Annotated in this window: 20 protein-coding genes and 3 pseudogenes; all 23 read left to right on the top strand. The window is 56.2% G+C overall.

Features of this window, described 5'->3' with window-relative positions; translation table 11 throughout:
• Positions 1-42: 42 nt before the first annotated feature.
• The 23 genes and pseudogenes from fliR to THISIDRAFT_RS14700 all read left to right on the top strand — a co-directional run bounded on the left by fliR (position 43) and on the right by THISIDRAFT_RS14700 (position 19,504).
• A complete protein-coding gene (fliR, locus tag THISIDRAFT_RS05300) occupies positions 43-813 on the top strand; it encodes a flagellar biosynthetic protein FliR (RefSeq protein ID WP_006786152.1) in 771 nt (256 codons plus the stop codon).
• Between the two features lie 5 nt (positions 814-818).
• On the top strand, positions 819-1,964 hold the full coding sequence (gene flhB / locus THISIDRAFT_RS05305) for a flagellar biosynthesis protein FlhB (RefSeq protein WP_006786151.1): 1,146 nt from the start codon (positions 819-821) through the stop codon (positions 1,962-1,964).
• A gap of 13 nt (positions 1,965-1,977) precedes the next feature.
• Positions 1,978-4,080, top strand: coding sequence for a flagellar biosynthesis protein FlhA (gene flhA, locus THISIDRAFT_RS05310; protein ID WP_006786150.1), 2,103 nt, complete (start codon positions 1,978-1,980; stop codon positions 4,078-4,080).
• Between the two features lie 45 nt (positions 4,081-4,125).
• Positions 4,126-5,544: a flagellar biosynthesis GTPase FlhF gene (flhF, locus tag THISIDRAFT_RS05315; protein WP_006786149.1), complete on the top strand. Its 1,419-nt coding sequence runs from the start codon at positions 4,126-4,128 to the stop codon at positions 5,542-5,544.
• A 19-nt stretch (positions 5,545-5,563) separates the two neighbouring features.
• Positions 5,564-6,418, top strand: coding sequence for a MinD/ParA family protein (locus THISIDRAFT_RS05320; protein WP_006786148.1), 855 nt, complete (start codon positions 5,564-5,566; stop codon positions 6,416-6,418).
• A gap of 1 nt (position 6,419) precedes the next feature.
• Positions 6,420-7,145 carry an RNA polymerase sigma factor FliA gene (locus tag THISIDRAFT_RS05325; protein WP_006786147.1) on the top strand — a complete coding sequence of 242 codons (726 nt, stop codon included), beginning with the start codon at positions 6,420-6,422 and terminating at the stop codon, positions 7,143-7,145.
• A gap of 357 nt (positions 7,146-7,502) precedes the next feature.
• Positions 7,503-7,883 carry a chemotaxis response regulator CheY gene (cheY, locus tag THISIDRAFT_RS05330; RefSeq protein ID WP_006786146.1) on the top strand — a complete coding sequence of 127 codons (381 nt, stop codon included), beginning with the start codon at positions 7,503-7,505 and terminating at the stop codon, positions 7,881-7,883.
• A gap of 188 nt (positions 7,884-8,071) precedes the next feature.
• Positions 8,072-8,854, top strand: coding sequence for a protein phosphatase CheZ (locus THISIDRAFT_RS05335; RefSeq protein ID WP_006786145.1), 783 nt, complete (start codon positions 8,072-8,074; stop codon positions 8,852-8,854).
• A gap of 344 nt (positions 8,855-9,198) precedes the next feature.
• Entirely contained in the window at positions 9,199-11,253 is a 2,055-nt protein-coding gene (locus THISIDRAFT_RS05340) for a chemotaxis protein CheA (RefSeq protein ID WP_006786144.1), read from the top strand.
• Positions 11,254-11,372: 119 nt separating this feature from the next.
• The gene (locus THISIDRAFT_RS05345; RefSeq protein WP_006786143.1) at positions 11,373-12,488 is read left to right on the top strand and encodes a protein-glutamate methylesterase/protein-glutamine glutaminase; all 1,116 of its coding nucleotides are present in this window, start codon (positions 11,373-11,375) and stop codon (positions 12,486-12,488) included.
• A gap of 2 nt (positions 12,489-12,490) precedes the next feature.
• On the top strand, positions 12,491-13,231 hold the full coding sequence (locus THISIDRAFT_RS05350) for a flagellar motor protein (RefSeq protein WP_006786142.1): 741 nt from the start codon (positions 12,491-12,493) through the stop codon (positions 13,229-13,231).
• 138 nt (positions 13,232-13,369) lie between these two features.
• The gene (gene motD, locus THISIDRAFT_RS05355; RefSeq protein ID WP_006786141.1) at positions 13,370-14,269 is read left to right on the top strand and encodes a flagellar motor protein MotD; all 900 of its coding nucleotides are present in this window, start codon (positions 13,370-13,372) and stop codon (positions 14,267-14,269) included.
• Positions 14,269-15,066, top strand: coding sequence for a ParA family protein (locus THISIDRAFT_RS05360; protein WP_006786140.1), 798 nt, complete (start codon positions 14,269-14,271; stop codon positions 15,064-15,066). Before motD ends, THISIDRAFT_RS05360 begins: the two co-directional genes overlap by 1 nt.
• Positions 15,063-15,779 carry a chemotaxis protein CheW gene (locus tag THISIDRAFT_RS05365; protein ID WP_006786139.1) on the top strand — a complete coding sequence of 239 codons (717 nt, stop codon included), beginning with the start codon at positions 15,063-15,065 and terminating at the stop codon, positions 15,777-15,779. Before THISIDRAFT_RS05360 ends, THISIDRAFT_RS05365 begins: the two co-directional genes overlap by 4 nt.
• Positions 15,780-15,929: 150 nt before the next feature.
• A complete protein-coding gene (locus THISIDRAFT_RS05370) occupies positions 15,930-16,409 on the top strand; it encodes a chemotaxis protein CheW (protein WP_006786137.1) in 480 nt (159 codons plus the stop codon).
• A 12-nt stretch (positions 16,410-16,421) separates the two neighbouring features.
• A complete protein-coding gene (locus THISIDRAFT_RS05375) occupies positions 16,422-16,673 on the top strand; it encodes a hypothetical protein (RefSeq protein ID WP_006786136.1) in 252 nt (83 codons plus the stop codon).
• Entirely contained in the window at positions 16,670-17,104 is a 435-nt protein-coding gene (locus tag THISIDRAFT_RS05380) for a DUF2802 domain-containing protein (RefSeq protein ID WP_246585328.1), read from the top strand. Before THISIDRAFT_RS05375 ends, THISIDRAFT_RS05380 begins: the two co-directional genes overlap by 4 nt.
• Before the next feature lie 86 nt (positions 17,105-17,190).
• Positions 17,191-17,898, top strand: a pseudogene (locus THISIDRAFT_RS05385) (IS1 family transposase).
• The gene (locus THISIDRAFT_RS14680) at positions 17,895-18,320 is read left to right on the top strand and encodes a transposase (protein ID WP_006786133.1); all 426 of its coding nucleotides are present in this window, start codon (positions 17,895-17,897) and stop codon (positions 18,318-18,320) included. The pseudogene THISIDRAFT_RS05385 and the gene THISIDRAFT_RS14680 overlap by 4 nt, the downstream one beginning before the upstream one ends.
• 143 nt (positions 18,321-18,463) lie before the next feature.
• A pseudogene (locus tag THISIDRAFT_RS14685) lies at positions 18,464-18,514 on the top strand (hypothetical protein); the annotation flags it as partial.
• Between the two features lie 193 nt (positions 18,515-18,707).
• Positions 18,708-18,758, top strand: a pseudogene (locus tag THISIDRAFT_RS14690) (helix-turn-helix domain-containing protein); the annotation flags it as partial.
• A gap of 10 nt (positions 18,759-18,768) precedes the next feature.
• Entirely contained in the window at positions 18,769-19,098 is a 330-nt protein-coding gene (locus THISIDRAFT_RS14695) for a transposase (protein ID WP_246585329.1), read from the top strand.
• A gap of 193 nt (positions 19,099-19,291) precedes the next feature.
• A complete protein-coding gene (locus tag THISIDRAFT_RS14700) occupies positions 19,292-19,504 on the top strand; it encodes a zinc ribbon domain-containing protein (RefSeq protein WP_006786131.1) in 213 nt (70 codons plus the stop codon).
• Positions 19,505-19,675: the final 171 nt, after the last annotated feature.

Consider the following 19,675-nt stretch of genomic DNA (forward strand, 5'->3'; position numbering starts at 1 on the left):
GCCCGCTTTGCAGGCGGTTTCTGCATTTCCTGGCGTTAAATCATGGAAATTACGGTTGATGTCTTGTTTGGCTGGATCGGCGCGGCTTTGTGGCCGTTTTTGCGCATCAGCGGCATGTTCATTGCCGCGCCTTTATTCGGTGCCGGCAATGTCTCGGTGCGCTTGCGGGTGGTGTTTGCCTTTTGGATTGCGCTGATTGTCGCGCCCCTGTTACCGCCGCCGCCCCCGGTTGACCCCATCAGCCTGTTGGGTCTGGTCATGGCGGCGCGTGAGATTGTCATTGGTCTGGCGATTGGTACCTTGATTCAACTGGTATTTTCTGCGCTTACCATGGCCGGCACCAGCATTGCGCTGTCGATGGGCCTGGGCTTTGCCTCCATGGTCGATCCGCTGGATGGGGTGCAGGTGCCGGTGGTCAGCCAAATCTTTGTCATTTTATCCACCCTGATTTTTTTGGCACTCAATGGCCATTTGATGCTCATTGAGCTGACCGTGGAAAGCTTCACCACCTTGCCGGTGGGCGGCGGTCTGGGGGCGGATGAGCTGTGGGCAGTGGTGAACTGGGGCGGGCGCATGTTCTCGGGCGCCTTGCTGGTGGCCTTGCCGGCGATGATTTCCTTGTTGCTGATTAACCTGGCCCTGGGGATTGTCAACCGCGCCGCCCAGCAGTTCAACGTGCTATCCGTCGGTTTTCCCATCCTCAAGCTGGCGGGCTTTACCATCCTGATTGTCGGTCTGCCGCTGATTGCGGTGCAATTTACCAATCTCTTAGCCGAGGCTTTTACGCTCATCGGCTTCATTTTGCGAGGCTAAGTATCATGGCCGAAGACAATGACAGTTCCCAAGAGAAAAGCGAACAACCCACCCCCAAGCGCCAGGCCGATGCGAAACGCAAAGGTCAGGTGCCGCGCTCGCGTGAACTCAATACGGTCTTGATTTTATTGGTCGGAGCCACCGTGTTATTGGTCTTTGGCGGCTTCATGGCGATGAAGATGGGGGCCTTGGCGACGCGCTTTTTCACCTTTGAGCGCGATCTGGCCTTTGATTCACAGCTGCTGCTGGGGGCCTTGACCGGCGCGATGGGCAGCGCCTTATTGGCGTTGATGCCATTATTTTTTGCAGTGGCGGTGGCGGCGATTTTCGGTCAGGCGGTCACTGGCGGGATTGCCTTTAGCGGTGAGGCGATTGGCCTCAAGCTCGATAAACTGGACCCCATCAAAGGCTTGAAGCGCATTTTTTCCGTGAAGGGCTTGATGGAGCTGTTCAAGGCCCTGGCCAAATTTGCCTTGGTGATTACGGCGGCGATTTTTTTGTTATGGGGCTTATCCGACCGCCTGCTGGGATTGGGCACACAATCGGTGGAAACCGCCCTGGCCCATGTCGGCTGGATTGTGGCCTGGACCTTTTTGATGCTCAGTGCGGCGTTGTTGCTGGTGGCGGCCATTGATGTGCCCTTTCAATTATGGACCCATCAAAAGCAGCTGCGCATGACCAAGCAGCAGGTCAGGGATGAGATGAAAGACACCGAGGGCAAGCCCGAGGTTAAAAGCAAAATCCGCCAGCTGCAATATCAGATGGCTCAGCAGCGCATGATGGGTGCGGTGCCTACCGCCGATGTGGTGGTCACTAATCCGACGCATTTCGCGGTCGCGCTTAAATATGACCAAAAAAAGATGCGCGCCCCCAAGGTGGTGGCGCGTGGGGTTGATCTGGTGGCCTTGCAAATCCGCGAAATTGCTAAGGAAAACAAGGTGCCGTTGTTTGCGGCGCCACCTTTGGCACGAGCTTTGTATTTCAGTACGCAATTGGAGCAAGAAATCCCGGCAGGGCTATATATCGCCGTGGCACGCGTGCTGGCTTACATTTATCAAGTCAAAAATGTGGCGCGTCGTGGGCAGAATGCGGCGGAAAAACCCACCGATCTACCGATCCCGGATGAATTCTTGCGTCCTTCCGTTCAATAACGAGGACTAATTCATGGGTGCGTTAACCAACGCCTTTAATGCCATCGGCCGCTCCGGGCTTGGAACTCCGCTGCTGCTGATGGCCATGCTGAGCATGATGATCATCCCGATGCCACCGATCGGGCTTGACCTGCTGTTTACCTTCAATATTGCGCTGTCGCTGGTGGTGATCCTGGTTGCGATTTACACCCCAAGACCTTTGGATTTTGCGGTTTTTCCGACCATTTTGCTGGTGGCGACCTTGCTGCGCCTGGCGCTGAATGTGGCCTCCACCCGTGTGATTTTGCTGGAAGGACACACAGGAACTGATGCGGCGGGCAATGTGATCAATGCCTTCGGTGATTTTGTGGTCGGCGGTAACTATGCCGTGGGTCTGGTGGTCTTTGCGATTTTGGTCATCATCAACTTTGTGGTGGTGACCAAAGGCGCAGGCCGTGTCTCGGAGGTCAGCGCCCGTTTTACCCTGGATGCCATGCCGGGCAAGCAGATGGCGATTGACGCAGATCTCAATGCCGGTCTTTTGACGCAGGAGCAGGCCCGCGAACGGCGCGAAGAAATTGCCCGCGAAGCCGATTTTTATGGCTCGATGGACGGTGCGAGTAAATTTGTGCGCGGCGATGCCATTGCCGGCATTCTAATCCTGTTTATCAATATCATTGGCGGGCTGATTATCGGCACCATGCAACACAGCATGAGCCTGGGCGATGCGGCCACCAATTATGTGCTGCTGACCATCGGCGATGGTCTGGTGGCGCAGATTCCTTCCTTGTTGTTGTCCTCCGCCACTGCCATCATCGTCACCCGGGTTTCTGCGCGCCAGGATATGGGCGAGCAGGTGTTCAAGCAGATGTTCAGCTCGCCACGCGCACTCTATGTGGCAGCCGGGCTGATTGGTACGCTGGGCCTGGTGCCGGGAATGCCGAATGCTGTGTTTGTCGGTCTGGCCTTATTGATGGCCAGCAGCGCCTATCTGATCAACCAGCAGAAGGCTGCCGAGGTGAAGGCCAGCGTGGATCGTATTGAAACCGAGGCGGCGACCCGACCGCCCGAGGCCAAGGAGCTGGGCTGGGATGATGTGCCGCCGGTGGATCTGATCGGGCTGGAGGTGGGCTATCGCCTGATTCCGCTGGTGGATCGCTCGCAGGGTGGCCAATTGATGGGACGCATCAAAGGGGTCAGACGCAAGCTCTCGCAGGAGCTGGGCTTTTTGATCCAGCCGGTGCATATTCGCGATAACCTTGACCTGGCGCCAAATGCCTACCGTATTTCTTTAATGGGGGTGACGCTGGGTGAAGGGGAGGTATTCCCGGAGCGGGAGATGGCGATCAATCCGGGGCGGGTGTTTGGCCCGCTGGAAGGTACGGCCACCAAAGACCCCACCTTTGGGCTGGAAGCGGTGTGGATTGAGGCCAGTCGCCGCGAAGAGGCGCAAGGTCTGGGTTATACCGTGGTGGATGCCAGCACCGTGGTGGCTACCCATTTATCGCAGTTGCTCAAAGAACACAGTCATGAGCTGCTGGGGCATGAAGAGGTCCAGCATCTGCTGGATACCTTGGCCAAGCAATCGCCCAAGCTGGTGGAAAATCTCTTTCCCAAGCTGCTCTCGCTGGGGGTTATTCTCAAGGTTATGCAAAATCTGCTGGCTGAGCAGGTCTCGATTCGCGATATTCGCACCATCGCCGAGACGCTGGCCGAGCATGGGGCGGGGAGTCAAGATCCTGGCGTTTTGACGGCGGCGGTGCGGGTGGCGTTGTCGCGTTCTATCGTGCAAAACATCATGGGAACCGCGCCAGAGCTGCCTTTGATTGCCATTGACCCGACCTTGGAACAAATCTTGCAAAAATCAGCGCAAGGGGCCGCCGGAGGGGGTCTGGGTATTGAGCCAGGATTGGCTGACCGGTTGCAAAAATCCATCGCAGAGGCCGCACAACGCCAGGAAATGGCCGGCGAGCCGGTGGTGTTGGTGGTTTCACCGGAATTGCGGCCGTGGTTGTCTCGCTGGTTACGCAGTGCCGTGCGCGGTTTGACCGTATTGGCCTACACCGAGATCCCAGACAACAAACGAATTCGTGTAGTGGCTACAGTTGGGCGTCAGGACGCCAGATCTGAAGGCTGATACTGACATCTTAAATTTAATGTCTCGACCGCTGAGAATGCTCTTATGAAAATTAAACGCTATTTTGCTTCTGATATGCGCCAAGCCATCCGCCAGGTTCGTGAATCCCAAGGCCCTGATGCGGTGATTTTATCAAGCCGCAAAGTGGATGGCGGCATCGAGATCATCGCCACCGTGGATTATGATGAGGATCTGGTGGCGGAGATGGCCAGCCAGCGAGCACCCGCCGATGCCCTGCCCAAATCTCGCGCCAGTGTCACCGAGTCAAGTCCGCCAGCGCGGGGACGTGCGCTGACCGATAAGGTGGCCAAAGGGGAAGGCGCACTGGCCCAATTTGAGGCCAAGGCACAGGCTAGCGCCGCGTTAGGGCTTGGGCAGCGGGTGCCCACCGATGCCGAGATTGACGAGGCCTACGAAGATGGTCAGGACATTAACTCGGAGTGGTTTGTGCCGGTGATTTCGCCACCCAAAGCCGCCAAGCCTCGGCCCGAGCGAGTGATCGAATGGACTCAGGATCCAACCTTGATCTCCATGCGCCAAGAGATTGAAACCTTGCGCGGGATGCTGCAGGATCAACTATCCTCACTGGCCTGGCAGGATTTATCACGGCGCGAACCGTGGCGGGTGCATGTCATCAAAAAATTGCGGGAAATGGGGATCGGTGAGGCGCTGTCTGCTGAAATCGGCGAGGCGCTGTCACAACCGCTTGACAATGATCCCCAGCAGCCCTGGGATGAGGCCCTGAGCTTGTTGATCGAGCGCCTGCCTGAATTGAATCAGGACATTTTAGAGCATGAGGGTGTGATTGCCTTGGTAGGCCCCAGCGGGGTCGGCAAAACCACCACCATTGCCAAGCTGGCCGCCCGCGTGGCCTTGCGTCATGGCCGTGAAGCGGTGTCGCTGGTAACCACCGATGCCTATCGCATCGGCGCCTATCGTCAGCTGCAAACCTTTGGCCAGATTCTGGGTGTGCCGGTGCATCTGGCGCAAACCAAACGACAATTGCATGACATCCTGGATGGCATGGACAACAAACGGCTGGTGTTGATTGATACCGCCGGCATCGGCCCGCGTGATGCCCGCTTGGCGGAAGAGTTTTCCACCTTTTCCTCAATCCCAGGGATTCGTTCCCTGTTGGTGTTGGCAGCGAATATGCAGCGTGAATCCCTTGAGGAAACCATGCACGCATACGGTACAATAAAGCTTAGCGGCTGTGTGTTGACCAAACTGGATGAAACCAGCCAGTTAGGCGGTGCGCTTTCGGCGCTCGCACAATTGCGCCTGCCTCTGGCCTATGTCAGTGAAGGGCAGCAAGTGCCGGAAAATTTGGATTTGGCCAATGTGCCACAACTTGTGAACCGCGCAGCGGCGATGCTGCCTGAGCAAAAACAGACGCGGGCCGTCAAGCCCACTGCGCGGGTTCAGATACCTATGGCGAATCACTACTATGTCGCAACTCAATGAAAAGCTATCGGCTGCGCCCATGACGCATGACCTCCATCCTGTCCGTGTGATAGCGGTTTCAAGCGGCAAAGGTGGCGTGGGCAAAACCAACGTCTCGGTTAATCTGGCGGTGGGTTTGTCGCAACTGGGTCGGCGTGTGATGTTGCTCGATGCAGATTTAAGCCTGGCCAATGTGGATGTGTTGCTCGGCCTGCAGCCCAAAGAAAACCTCGCCCATGTGCTTAATGGCCAGCGGGGGCTGGAAGATATTCTGGTCAAGGGGCCCAGTGGTTTGCTGATTGTGCCCTCGGCCTCCGGGGTGGCGCGCATGGCCGATCTTAATGCTGCCGAGCATACCGGCATCATCCGCGCCTTTAGCGAGCTGCGTCATCCGCTTGACACCCTGATTGTCGATACCGCTGCCGGCTTGCACAACAGCGTGATCAGCTTTTGCCGGGCGGCGCAAGACATCTTGGTCGTGGTCTGTGATGAGCCTGCCTCCATCACCGATGCCTATGCCTTGATCAAGGTCTTGTATAAAGATTACGGCATTGTCCGTTTTCGGGTATTGGCGAACCGGACGCACGGCGCCGGCGAAGGGCGTGCCTTGTTTCGCAAACTCACCGCCGTGTGTGATCGCTTCCTTGATGATGTAATATTGGACTATTTTGGTGCGGTACCTGACGATGAATATCTGCGCAAAGCCGTACAACGCCGTCAGGCCGTCACCGAGGCCTTTCCCAGCAGCCCCTCGGCACGGGCTTTTAAAGATTTGGCGCGCAAGGTCAGTGAATGGCCAACTCCATCCGGCGGGGGCGGGGGGATTGAGTTTTTTGTGGAGCGCCTGGTCGGCACAAGCATGAGTGACGGGGGGCGTTTATCCTTTACGGGCTAGCATGTACGCACTACAAGAGCACGATCATCACTGGTTGGTAGAGCAGCACGCCCCTCTGGTCAAGCGGATTGCTTATTATCTGCTGGCCCGCCTTCCTGCCACCGTGCAAGTCGATGATCTGATCCAGTCCGGGATTGTGGGCCTGCTGGATGCCGCACGCCATTACGATCCATCACAGGGTGCCAGCTTTGAAACCTATGCCGGCATCCGCATCCGTGGCGCGATGCTTGACGAGGTGCGCCGTCTGGATTGGACGCCCAAATCGGTCTATCGCAATGCCCGCCGCATCAACGAGGTGGTGCGTGAGATTGAAAACCGCGAAGGACGGGCGGCACGCGCCCAGGAAATCGCCGATGCCCTCGGTGTCAGCCTGGATGAATACTTCACCATGAGCAGTGAGGTCACCACCGGACGCATTTTCAATTTCAGCGATCTGTTTGAACCTGAGAGCGGCGATGGTGAGGACAACTTTGTCGGCAATGAGCTTGATCCCCTAAACGCCAAAACCCGTGCCGATTTCAAAGCCAGCCTGGCGCGTACCATTGCAGGACTGCCCGAGCGTGAGCAATTAGTGCTTTCGTTGTATTATGAAGAAGAACTGAATTTGCGCGAAATCGGCGAGGTGCTGGGGATCAGCGAATCCCGAGTCTGTCAGATTCACTCCCAGGCCCTGCTTCGAGTACGGGCACGCATGTCTGACTGGGTGGCGGACGGTGAGCGCGTTTAGGCGCCATTGATAAACCGGATACCCGCAAAAACGCAGGGCTTTTATCCCTTGATCGTGCGCCAGCCATCTTTTGGCCTTGCAAAATCAGGCCGTCTTCCCGATATTAGCCAGGTGCGTGGCAAATACCTATGCACGGCGACTCAAGGCTTCAGGGCCTAAAGGTCTGGCGGAGTGATTGGCACGCCAGTGGAGCGTTTCCTGACGGTTTGCATTTGAGGTGTGTGGCCCAAAAAAGCCAAACGATTACCCTTAAAGTCGTGTGTGCGGTTATAATTCCCCACCCCATTCATAAAACCCATTTATTTTTAGAACACATTTAAAAGATCGTTTGACCGGGAGATAACTGTGGATAAGGCAATGAAAATTCTCATCGTGGATGATTTTTCCACGATGCGGCGTATTATCAAAAACCTGTTGCGAGACCTTGGCTATAACAACACCTCCGAGGCTGACGATGGCAGCTCGGCGTTGCCCATGTTGCAAAATGGAAATTTTGAGTTTTTGATCACGGACTGGAACATGCCCAACATGCCCGGCATTGAACTGCTCAAAGCCGTGCGCGCCGATGCCCGTCTTAAAGATCTTCCGGTGCTGATGGTGACGGCTGAGGCCAAGCGTGAACAGATCGTTGAGGCGGCGCAAGCCGGGGTCAATGGCTACATCATCAAACCCTTTACGGCAGAAACCCTGAAAGAGAAGATCGAAAAGATCTTTGAACGCTTGCAAACAGCGGACTAGTTCCTTTTCTACCGGGCCGCGAATTTACACTGAATGGGCCATTTGCACAGGGCATACACCGTATGGGTGTATGCCCTGTATGGCTAAAAGAACAGCCCTCTGCAAATTTGCGGATCATTCGCCAATGCTTAGCGAAGGAGAGGCGCTCCCGTCGATATTCAAGGACGTTGCGCCGATACACATATATAATGAATGAAGAGAGCAGCACGAGTCTTGAGTCTGAAATTCAACGGCGTCAGCTTGAGCAAGCCCGCGAACTGGTCAAGCTTATGGAATCCGGCGATGACCTTCAGGCGGGCAAACTGATTGAAGAATTAGGGCGTATGCATGAAAGCCTGCTATTTCAGCAAATTGGCAAGTTGACCCGCGACCTGCACGAGGCGCTCAACGGCTTTCGCATGGACTCCCGTCTCTCTGAAATCACCGAGGAAGAAATCCCTGACGCCAAGGAACGCCTGAATTATGTCGTCGTGATGACCGAGCAGGCCGCCAATCGTACCCTGACGGCCGTGGAAACCGTATTGCCGCTGATCGAATCGCTGACCCAGCAGGCCAGCGAACTTGGCAGTGATTGGCAGCGTTTTCGTCAGCGTGAGCTCTCCGCCGATGACTTTCGCGAACTCAGCCGCAAGCTTGATCTGTTCTTTGAGCAGATGAACCAAAACAGTGAACTGATGCGTCGCAATCTATCCGATGTGTTGATGGCGCAGGATTTTCAGGACCTCACCGGGCAGGTGATTCGCCGGGTGATCAATCTGGTGCAGGATGTGGAGGAAAATCTGGTGGGCTTAGTGCGCATCTCCGGCCAGCGCCTCTCCAATCCCGATGCCAAATTCAAACAAGAGCAAAAAGACACCGCAACCTTAACCACCGGCACTGGCCCGACAGTCCCTGGCACCTCGGATGCCAAGCAAGAGGTGATGACGGCGCAAGATGATGTGGATGATCTGCTCTCAAGCCTTGGTTTTTAAAGGCCATCTGTGGACGAATAATCAACCGGTCAACGCCAAACTAAAAACAGGTTCACTTTTTGCAAGATAATTCCTGTGCGCGGCAGGTTCCATGATAAGCGCCAAGGAACGTCACTAAACGTCAAATCGCTGCGATGAACGGCGTCGATCTTTTGACCAGGGCCGCGTGCAAAGACAAGCTAAACACCCAGCCGTTACGTTGCAGGCCATGAGTGTATCGGGTTGTATTGGCCTTTTGGGTTTGTTGATCCAGCTTCAAGCCTGTATCCCGGTACCGGCATAACGCTGGTTTTAATCGCTGCAACAGGCGGACTGCCACGCTTAACTTTTTAGGAACAGGTCGAATGAGTCTGGATACCGATGACGAAATTTTGCAAGACTTCATGGTCGAGGCCGGTGAGCTGCTTGACCGTCTCAATGAGCAATTGGTGCAATTGGAACGGTCTCCGGATGATAAGGATCTGTTAAATGCCGTATTTCGCAGCTTTCACACCATCAAAGGTGGTGCCGGTTTTTTAAAAATCAACAGCCTTGTGGACATCTGTCACCGGGCTGAAGATGTCTTTAATGTGTTGCGCCAGGGGCAGCGCCGCGTCGACGGCGAGCTGATGGATTCCGTGCTGCAGGTTCTGGACGTGCTTAACGGGATGTTCGATCAGCTGCGTGCCGGGATCGAACCCGACTCCGCCGACCAGACCTTGCTGACCACCCTGGAAAGCTTTACTCATCCCGATACCGGCAAAAGCGAAGCACCACCGCCCCCCCCGCCGGTCGCGCAAAGCGCCGCCCCAATCAGTACGCCGCCGCGTTCGGGGGATATCACCGATGATGAATTTGACGCCTTGCTGGATGCCTTGCAAGGTGGTCAGGGCAATGGCGCGCCCAGTGCATCCGCCACCCCGGCCCCGGATGGTGATATCAACGACGAAGAATTTGAGCTGTTGCTGGATCAGGCCAGCAGCCAACCTCCGGCGGCACCGCCGTCAGCTTCCTCGCCGCCACCACCACCACCCGCGCCCGCCGCAAAATCCTCAGCCGTCGAGCCTGAGCATATCTCTGAGGATGAATTTGATAATCTCCTGGATCAGCTCCACGGTAAAGGCGGCCCCAAAGATGCTGGTGCAGGCGCGTCTCCTGGTGTCGCGGCACCGAAACCTGCCGCCCCGGCGGCAAGTGAACCCAAGGCCGCTGCCGCTCCGGCAGCAGCTCGTGCCGCCCCTGCGCCCCAAGGTGAAACCTCGGTGCGTGTGGACACCAAGCGCCTTGACGACATCATGAATCTGGTCGGTGAACTGGTTCTGGTACGCAACCGCCTGGCCACCTTGCGCTCCAAAATGGGAGATGAGCAGGTCTCCAAGGCCGTCACCAATCTGGATGTGGTCACCGCTGATCTGCAAACTGCCGTCATGAAAACGCGGATGCAGCCGATCAAGAAGGTCTTTGGGCGCTTCCCGCGCGTGGTGCGCGATCTGGCCAGAAGTCTCAACAAGGAAGTCAATCTGGTGTTGCGCGGCGAAGAAACCGATCTGGATAAAAATCTGGTGGAGGCCTTGGCCGATCCGCTGGTGCATCTGGTACGCAATGCGGTCGACCACGGGGTAGAGCCGCCGGATGAGCGCGAGCGCAAAGGCAAGCCCAGGGTTGGCGATGTGATTTTGGCCGCTGAGCAGGAAGGCGATCATATCCTGCTGACGATTACCGACGATGGCAAGGGTATGGATGCCGACGTATTGCGCAGAAAAGCGGTCGAGAAGGGCTTGATGGATGAAGAAGCTGCCTCCCGCATGAGCGATCACGATGCCTTCAATCTGATCTTTATGGCCGGTTTTTCCACCAAGACCGAGATCTCCGATGTCTCCGGACGTGGGGTCGGCATGGATGTGGTCAAAACCCGCATAGCCCAGCTCAACGGCACGGTGGAAGTCACATCAAAGCTGGGCGAAGGCAGCAAGATCTCGATCAAAGTCCCGCTGACCCTGGCGATTCTGCCCACGCTGATGGTGATGCTCGGCGAGCAGCGTTTTGCCCTGCCGCTGGCCAATGTCAGCGAAATCTTTGATCTGGATCTGACCCGCACCAATCGGGTGGATGATCAGGAAGTGGTTATGGTGCGCAATCAGGCCCTGCCCCTTTATTATCTACGCCGCTGGCTGATCCGCAAACCAAGCCCCACGCAAAACGATAATATGGGACATGTGGTGGTGGTCTTTGTGGGTAATCGCCGGGTCGGCTTTGTGGTGGATCAGCTCATTGGACAAGAAGAAGTGGTGATCAAGCCCCTGGGCTCCACCCTGCACGGCTTGCCCGGTTTTGCAGGGGCGACGATTACCGGTGATGGCGGCATTGCCTTGATTCTGGATATCCCCAGCCTGCTGAGAGCTTATACACGCGGGTTTTAGCGCCTTGCTGAAGCAACCGCCGCTAAACCGCGTATCGGCATCTTGGCGCACGGGACGCTCGTTTTTTTGAAAATAACTATTGCGTGTTATGCGCGCTTAACGCTTGCGGAGTATAAACAATGGCAGTACGTGTCCTTGTGGTCGATGATTCCGGTTTTTTTCGCCGGCGTATCGTTGAGCTTTTGAATCTCGACCCGGGCATTGAAGTCATCGGCACAGCGGCTGACGGCAAAGAGGCGGTTGAGCAGGCGATCAAACTCAAGCCTGATGTCATCACCATGGACATCGAAATGCCGGTGATGGATGGCATTACGGCGGTAAAGCGCATCATGGCGGTGCAACCGACCCATATTCTGATGTTTTCCTCGCTGACCTTTGATGGGGCCAAGGCCACCCTGGATGCCCTGGACGCCGGGGCGGTGGATTTTTTGCCCAAACGCTTTGAAGACATCAGCCGCGATCAGGATGAAGCCAAAAGTATGCTGCTGCGCCGGGTCAAGGCCATTGGTCTGGGCCGCAAACGCCCGTTAAGCAAGCCTGCACCGGGCACCCGGGCGCCTGCAGCATCGCCTGTCGCGCCTGCACCCGTGCCGTCCGCAGGAAAAACACCCAGCGCACCCCTTAGCCCAGTGTCGCCGGCAAGCACTGAACGGGGGCCGTTAAAACTGCGCGATTTTAAAGCGGTATTGATCGGCACCTCAACCGGTGGGCCGGTTGCCTTGCAAAACGTCTTGACGCAATTGCCGGAAAACTTTCCCCTGCCGTTGTTGCTGATACAGCACATGCCGGCTACCTTTACACCCGCCTTTGCCGAGCGCCTCAACCAGTTGTGCGCTATCCGCGTCAAAGAGGCGGAAGACGGGGATATCATGCAGCCCGGCCTGGCCTTGCTGGCACCGGGGGGTAAGCAGATGATCGTTGACAAAAAAGGCACGCTGCTCCGGGTGCGGGTACAAGAGAGTCCACCGGAACAAAATTACCGTCCCTGCGTGGACATCACCTTTAAATCAGCTGAGGTCTTAAAGGGGGAAGTTTTGGCAATTATCATGACCGGTATGGGCTCTGATGGTCGCGAGGGAGCCCGCTTGTTAAAATCGCACGGGGCCAAGATATGGGCACAAGACGAGGACAGCTGCGTGGTCTATGGTATGCCGGCGGCTGTGGTGGATGCCGGCCTTGCGGATCGCATCTTACCCCTGGCACACATCGGTAAAACCTTGGCAGGGGGTGTTTGAGCATGGATATTCTAAGTGTAATCGGGCTGGTTTTTGCGCTGGTGGCGATTCTTGGCGGCAGTATCGCCAAGGGCAGTGGTCTGGCGGCGTTGTGGAATCTGGCGGCATTCTTGATTGTGGTCATCGGCACCTTTGCCGCCGGCTTCATTCAGACCCGCCCAAAATTTTTCGCCCATGCCTTGAAGATCTTTCCCTGGGTGTTGGTTGCGCCAAAGATTGACGCCGTGGAAACCATTGAAAAGATTACCAGCTGGAGTCAAATTGCCCGCAAAGAAGGGCTTTTGGGGCTGGAGTCGCTGACCGAACAAGAGCCTGATCTGTTTGCCCGCAAGGGCCTGCAATTGTTGGTCGATGGCACAGAGCCGGAGGCGATTCGCAATATTCTTGAAGTGGAAATGGAAAGCAAGGAGCACTTCGACATCCAGGGTGCCAAAGTCTTTGAGGCGATGGGAATCTATGCGCCCACCTTAGGGATTATCGGCGCGGTGATGGGGCTGATGGCAGTGATGCAAAACCTGGCAGACCCCAGTCAGCTCGGGGCAGGTATTGCAGCGGCCTTTGTGGCCACCATTTACGGGATTGCCTCGGCCAATTTGTTCTTTTTGCCGGTAGGGAATAAGCTAAAGACCATTATTCACGCCCGCACCGAACATCGGCAAATGATTATCGAGGGGATTATCTCCATTGCCGAAGGTGCCAACCCTCGTAATATTGAAACCAAGTTACAGGGCTATCTGCACTGACTCAGCCGCAGTACGGCAAGGCAAGCACTGCCTACTACAAGGATGCAAGAACTTCGACGGCTTTTGTGGTACGCCAGCGGGGTCCTTGTACGGCAGGTTGCGTGACATTGACAGATGGCTTTCTGCAGGTGGATTTTTATGGCTAAGAAAAAAAAATGCGAAGACCATCAGAATCATGAGGCATGGGCCATCCCCTATGCAGACCTCATGACCCTGTTGTTGGCGTTTTTTGTGGTGATGTATGCCATCTCGGTTGTCAACGAAGGCAAATACCGGGTTTTGTCCGATTCACTGGTTACGGCGTTTCGGGCGCCGACGCAAAGTGAGCCGGTACCGATTGGCGAACTGGGGCGGCGCGTGCCCATGTCTACCGACGAACCGGCGATGGTGATTGCCCCTCTGGATGATCAAATCCCCTCGCGGCGTCTGGAAGACATCCTCGGCGATATGGACATCGAAGGCCTTTCGGAAGCGGTGGCCCTGATGTCCGAGATGTCGGATGAAATCGAAGAGGCGATGGCGCCGCTGATTGATGCCGATCTGATCAATATTCACCGCGACCGTTTATGGATTGAGGTGGAAATCAACACCAGTATCCTGTTTGCCAGCGGCAGTGCGACGCTCTCGCCAGAGGCCATCCCTGTGCTGCAAAAATTAGCCGAAATCCTGGCGCGCTTTCCCAACCGCATCCACGTAGAGGGACATACCGATAATGTGCCGATCAGCACCGTGGTGTATCCCTCCAACTGGGAGCTGTCCTCCGGTCGGGCCGCCAGCGTGGTGCATCTGTTTGGGCGCAACGGACTTGATCCAGAACAGATGGCGGCGATTGGCTATGGCGAATTTCGCCCGGTGGCCGATAATGCCACGCCCGAGGGGCGGCGCAAAAACCGCCGGGTCGCGGTGATTATCATGGCGGGTAAACGCCAGCCGACGGATACCGGCCGCCCGGAATTGCTGCGTGAAGATGTTGAAATGATGTTGCGCCGCCCCGCCTCACCGGAAGGGGACGCACAGGGAACAGTAGGGCTGCCTTGATGCGAATATGGGCCATAGCGAACCAAAAAGGTGGTGTTGGCAAAACCACCACGGCGATTACCCTGGGAGCCTTGCTGTCGCTGGAGGGCGAGGATACCCTGCTGGTGGATCTGGATCCGCATGGCTCGCTGACCTCCTATTTTGGTTTTGATCCGGAAAGCGGCGCCGATGGGGTCTATACCCTGTTTCGCCAGATGGCCGCAGGTCAGCGCCCTTCCGCCAAGGAGCTGATCCGCCCGACCTCCTTTGCCCATCTACAGGTGCTCACCGCATCCACGGCGATGGCGACCCTGGATCGTCAGCTCGGCACCCGCGAGGGCATGGGTCTGGTCTTGAAGCGCACACTGCAAAGCCTGTCGGCGGAATATCGCAATGTCATGGTGGACTGTCCGCCGATGCTGGGGGTGTTGATGGTCAATGCACTGGCCGCCTGCAATCGCCTGCTGATTCCGGTACAAACCGAGTTTCTGGCGCTTAAAGGACTGGATCGCATGCTGCACACCCTGAAAATGATCCAGCGCTCGCGCCAGATCCCCATTGATCATCTCATTGTCCCGACCCTGTTTGACCGGCACACCGAGGCCTCTGCACAAAGCCTGCAACGCCTGCACGAACATTATCACGAGAATCTCTGGGATGGCGTCATTCCGGTGGATGCCAAATTCCGCGAAGCCAGCATGGCCGGTTTACCCCTGCCGATGATGTCGGATACCGCACGCGGCATCCAGGCTTATCGGGCTTTGCTGGAATTTTTATTAGACAGTACCAGGAAAACACCGCAAGAGGCGCTTTCGTGAAAGGGCCAAAACCGCAAACGCTGCCAGCGCAAAAACCCGCTACCTCATCGCTGGTACTGGATGAACAGCAGGCGCTGGCCAGTTATCTGGACAGCCTGCTGCAGGAAATCCCGGACTTCGATGCACCGGAGACTGCCTTGGCAAGCCCGGAGCCCGACGTCGCCCTCGCCACCCAGACCGCAGGCGGGGCGGGTAACGATAAAATCGCCCATGAAGGTGAACGTCCCGCCTGGGCACAGGCGCCGTTTCAGTGCTTGCTGTTCAAGGTCGCCGGCCTCAGTCTGGCCGTGCCGTTGGTCAAACTCAATGGCATCATCCCCATGCCCAAGGAAGTGACCCCCATGCCAGGCCATGCAGCCTGGTTTTTGGGCTTGATCCAGCACTATGAACGCAAGGTCAAACTGGTCGATGTAGGCCCCATTGTGCTCCCCGATGGCTATGAGCGCTCACCGACTGAGCCAACGCATGTGATCCTGATTGATAATTACATCTGGGGCATGGCCTGCGAAGGCATCACCGAAACCATCACCCTGCGCCCCGAAGATGTCCGCTGGCGCAGCACACGCGGCGCCCGCGCCTGGCTTGCCGGGACGGTGATCAAACACATGTGTGCCATTTTAGACATCGACTCCCTGGCGGCAAGCCTGCACAAGGGGGACTGGCAAATCGAACAGAATGCCGTAAAATCGCGCCGAGCTAAAGCCCGCTCTTAAGGTCTGGGTGGCCTGTTTTAACAACGCCATCCGGCCCAGCGCATCGCTTTGCCCGCCGGGTTTTTCCTGAGGCAACGGATAAAACACCGGTTTCACGCGCTGAGATGATCGCGCATACATACAGACATTGATACGCACGAGGAGATATTTATGGCCAAAGAGGTTCAGGCAACCAACCGGGGGCCCGTGGCGCGTTATGTCAGTTTTCGCTTAGAAGACGAGACCTACGCCATTAATGTCATGGGAGTGCAAGAAGTCTTGCGCGTGGCAGAAATTGCCCCGGTACCCGGTGCCCCGGATTATGTGCTGGGGATCATCAACCTGCGCGGTAACGTCGTCACCGTCATCGACGCCCGCCGCCGTATGGGCTTGTCGGACAAAGAACCCGATGATGCCTCGCGCATCGTCATTATTGAGGCCAACCATCAAGAGATTGGCATCCTCGTTGATAGTGTTGCCGAAGTGATTGAGCTGGCCGCTTCCGAGATCGAACCGGCACCTAATGTCGGCAATGACGAAAGTTCACGCTATATTCACGGCGTGGCCAGTCGCGATGGGGAACTGACCATTGTGGTGGATCTCAATCGACTTTTGACCGATGAGGAATGGTCGGAAGTCGCTACCGTCTGAAAGGATACGCTGATGCCCGTCGATCTGGACCCCATAGCACCGGTAAATCCCATCAAACCGGGTAGCCGGGTACGCGAAGAAGGTGATCCCTCGCGGCGCTTTCCCGACCAGCTGCCCGAGCTGCAGCGCCGCGAAGAACAGCAAAAGGACTCAAAAAACGCACCAGAGCGCGACCAAACTGACCGCGCAGACGAAGAGCAGTCAGAGCCTGCACAAAAAAAACCCAAAGATCCGGGATCATCACTGATTGATGAGTATGTATGATGGGCATTGAAATCTTCCTCATCATCGGCGTACTGACCCTGATACTCCTGGTCATCGTCAGCCTGGCCTTCGTCCTGATCAAGCGCCTGGAACAACGCCTGGATGGTATGAAAAAACGGCTCAGCGAACAGGAAACCTCCGTATTATCCCTGCGCGGTGCGGTCAGCGCATTATACGATGACGCCCAGCAGGTCACCCGGCGCCAAAACCGCATCGAACAACAGCTACGCCAAATTGGCGACCAGCAAGAACAGCTGCTACTGCGAGACCCGGATACCGGCCCCTACCGCCAGGCCATGCACCTGGCCAAAAAAGGCGCCAGCGTCGAAGATCTGGTCACCACCTGCGGCCTCAATCGCGGCGAAGCAGAACTGCTGCTCTCGTTATACCGCACCAAAACCACCCCCCCAAACGACGCCGCTGAAGAATAAAGTCATTCAAATGCTGGTAGTCCTGTAAATGGTAGTGCTGGATATGGTAAAATGTAGAGGTGATGGGTTCTAAAGCGTAAAAAACCATGCAGTGTCCTTCGTGTCATTCAGAGAAGGTGATTAAAAATGGCCGTATCCATAACCAAACGCCGAAATTCGCGTGCAAGGCGTGTGGTCGGCAATTTATCGAGAATCCCCAGCATCGACTCAGTGAGGATAAAAAAGCGCTGATTGATAAACGCTTATTGGAAAGCATTCGACGTGCCGGTATCGCTCGGGTCGTTGGGATTTGACAGCGTTGGCTACAACAGCGATGTGAACCAAAGTTATCAAGAGATACCGCGACAGGTACAGGTAAAAAACCAAAGGGAAGCGTGTGATCTCATGTGACGCGCTGTGGTCTTTTGTGGGAAACCAGCATCATAAACCCTGGGGTTGGTAAGCGATCGATCAGGATACGGGCGAAAGGGTCGGCGTGTGTGTCGAGGATCGAAGTCGGCCAGGGGCCAAAGGGCTTTGGGAGTCCTTGCTCGCGGTTATCGTCAATGTAGTGTGTGTTACACCGATTTTTGGGAGGCCTATCTGGGGTATTGCCCACACAACGCCATCGTGCCGTGGGCAAGGAATCCGGCAAAACCTCTAAAATTAAACGCTTCAATGCGATATTAAGGCAACGCGTGTCTCGTTTAGTTAGAAAAGCCCTCTCGTTTTCAAAGAACCTCGAAAACCACATTGGAGCTATCTGGTATTTCGTTCACCATTATAACCAAACCTTGCCTGTCACCGCTGAATGACCATTCACTATTTCTGCAGGACTACCAAATTGCAGACCCGAATCAAACTGCGGCAACGCTTACGCTTTACCGGGAAGACCAAGCAAGCTACGATAAGCCAGTGTGCCGGAAAGTTTTATGCGTCTATCCTGGTCGAGACTGAGGACTACAACCCGCATGCGCCTGAGCAGGCGTCGGTTGGTGTTGATTTCGGTGCTCGTGCGTTGGCGACCCTAAGCAACGGCGAAGTCAACCCCGCCAATCAGAAACTCAAGAAAAATGTGAAGGCTTTAACGCGTCGGCAACGGAAGTTATCGCGCAAGGTGAAAGGTAGCCACCGGCAAGCGAAAGCCCAGCTCAAGGTAGCCAAGCTGCAGGCCCGCATCAGCTACCAACGCCAAGCGGTTCTAGGTGTAAGCTCCATGAGCTGTCGGATACGCTGACGCGCACCTATCAGGTCATCACGATTTGAAAACCTGAATGTCACAGAAATGGTCAAAAATCGTCGGCGCGCGCGGTATCAGATGCCGGCTTTGGTGAGTTGAGACGGCAGATTGAATACAAGACCGCGTTTCGCGGTGTGACCGTGGTCGTCGCGGATCGGTTCTTCCCGTCCTCGAAGAATTGCCACACCTGCGGGAAAATCCATGACATGCCGCTGAACGCGCGGCAAATAATCTGCGACTGCAGTCATATCATCAGTTTGCGCGGGAAACCCCGGCCGCAAGGCCAAGGAGGGATAGCGCGGCGTGCGAAGCAAGCCTCCTGCTCCCGCGCTCCTTTCTATGTTGAGGTTTTACACAGTGCGCTATCGCGTGTAATGTATGGATATGGACATCAAACGCGCCTACCGCTTCCGGTTCTATCCAACGCCCGCGCAGGAACAAACCCTTGCCCGGACGTTCGGTTGTGTGCGTTTTCGCTTACAACCACATGCTGCGGCTGCGTACGGATGCGTGGTTCAAGGACCAAAAGCGCGTCGGCTATCACGAGACCTCCGCACGACTGACCGAGTTGAAGAAGACGCCAGAACATGCGTGGCTCAACGAAGTCAGCAGCGTCCCGGTACAGCAGGCGTTACGCCATTTGCAAACGGCGTTCGCCAACTTTTTTGCCAAGCGTGCCGGGTATCCCGCGTTCAAGCGCAAGGACGGCTCGCAGTCAGCGGAATACACGACGAGCGCCTTCAAAGACGTGGCGGCACCTTCCAGGTGCCGCTGAAAACCAAGCGAACGCAAGATGCGTCCGCCACGTGCGCTCAACCCGGTTGATCAACGAAAAGCAAGTGATCGCCGTCGAGACGCTGGCCGTGAGCCACCTGCAGAAGAACCGCTGTCTGGCGAAGTCCATCAGTGATGCAGGCTAGTCGGAGTTTGTCCGGCAGTTAACGTACAAGGCGCAATGGTGTGGGCGAATGCTGGTGGGTATCGACCGCTGGTATCCGTCGAGCAAACGCTGTTCTGAGTGTGGACACACCGTAGCGAAAATGCCGCTGTCTGTCCGAGATTGGGTCTGCCCGGAATGCGGCAGTCTCCACGACCGCGATGTGAATGCAGCGCGCAATGTGTTAACCGCCGGGCTGGCGGGGTTAGTCTGTGGAGAGAACGTAAGTCCCGTGTTGCTGTAAAGCGGCATCGGCTGATCTCGTTGAAACAGAAAGTCCTGATCGTGAGGTTAGGAATCCCCGTCCTTCCTGCCTGCCGCGACGCACGCGGCGCAGGCAGGTAGGGCGGGGAGGATGTCAAGAGCGGTTTTTATGCAGCACATCGTGGGGCTGTGCCAGCAGGCGATGATAGGC

The sequence above is a fragment of the Thiorhodospira sibirica ATCC 700588 genome (assembly GCF_000227725.2).
GTDB classification, from domain to species: Bacteria; Pseudomonadota; Gammaproteobacteria; order Ectothiorhodospirales; family Ectothiorhodospiraceae; genus Thiorhodospira; species Thiorhodospira sibirica.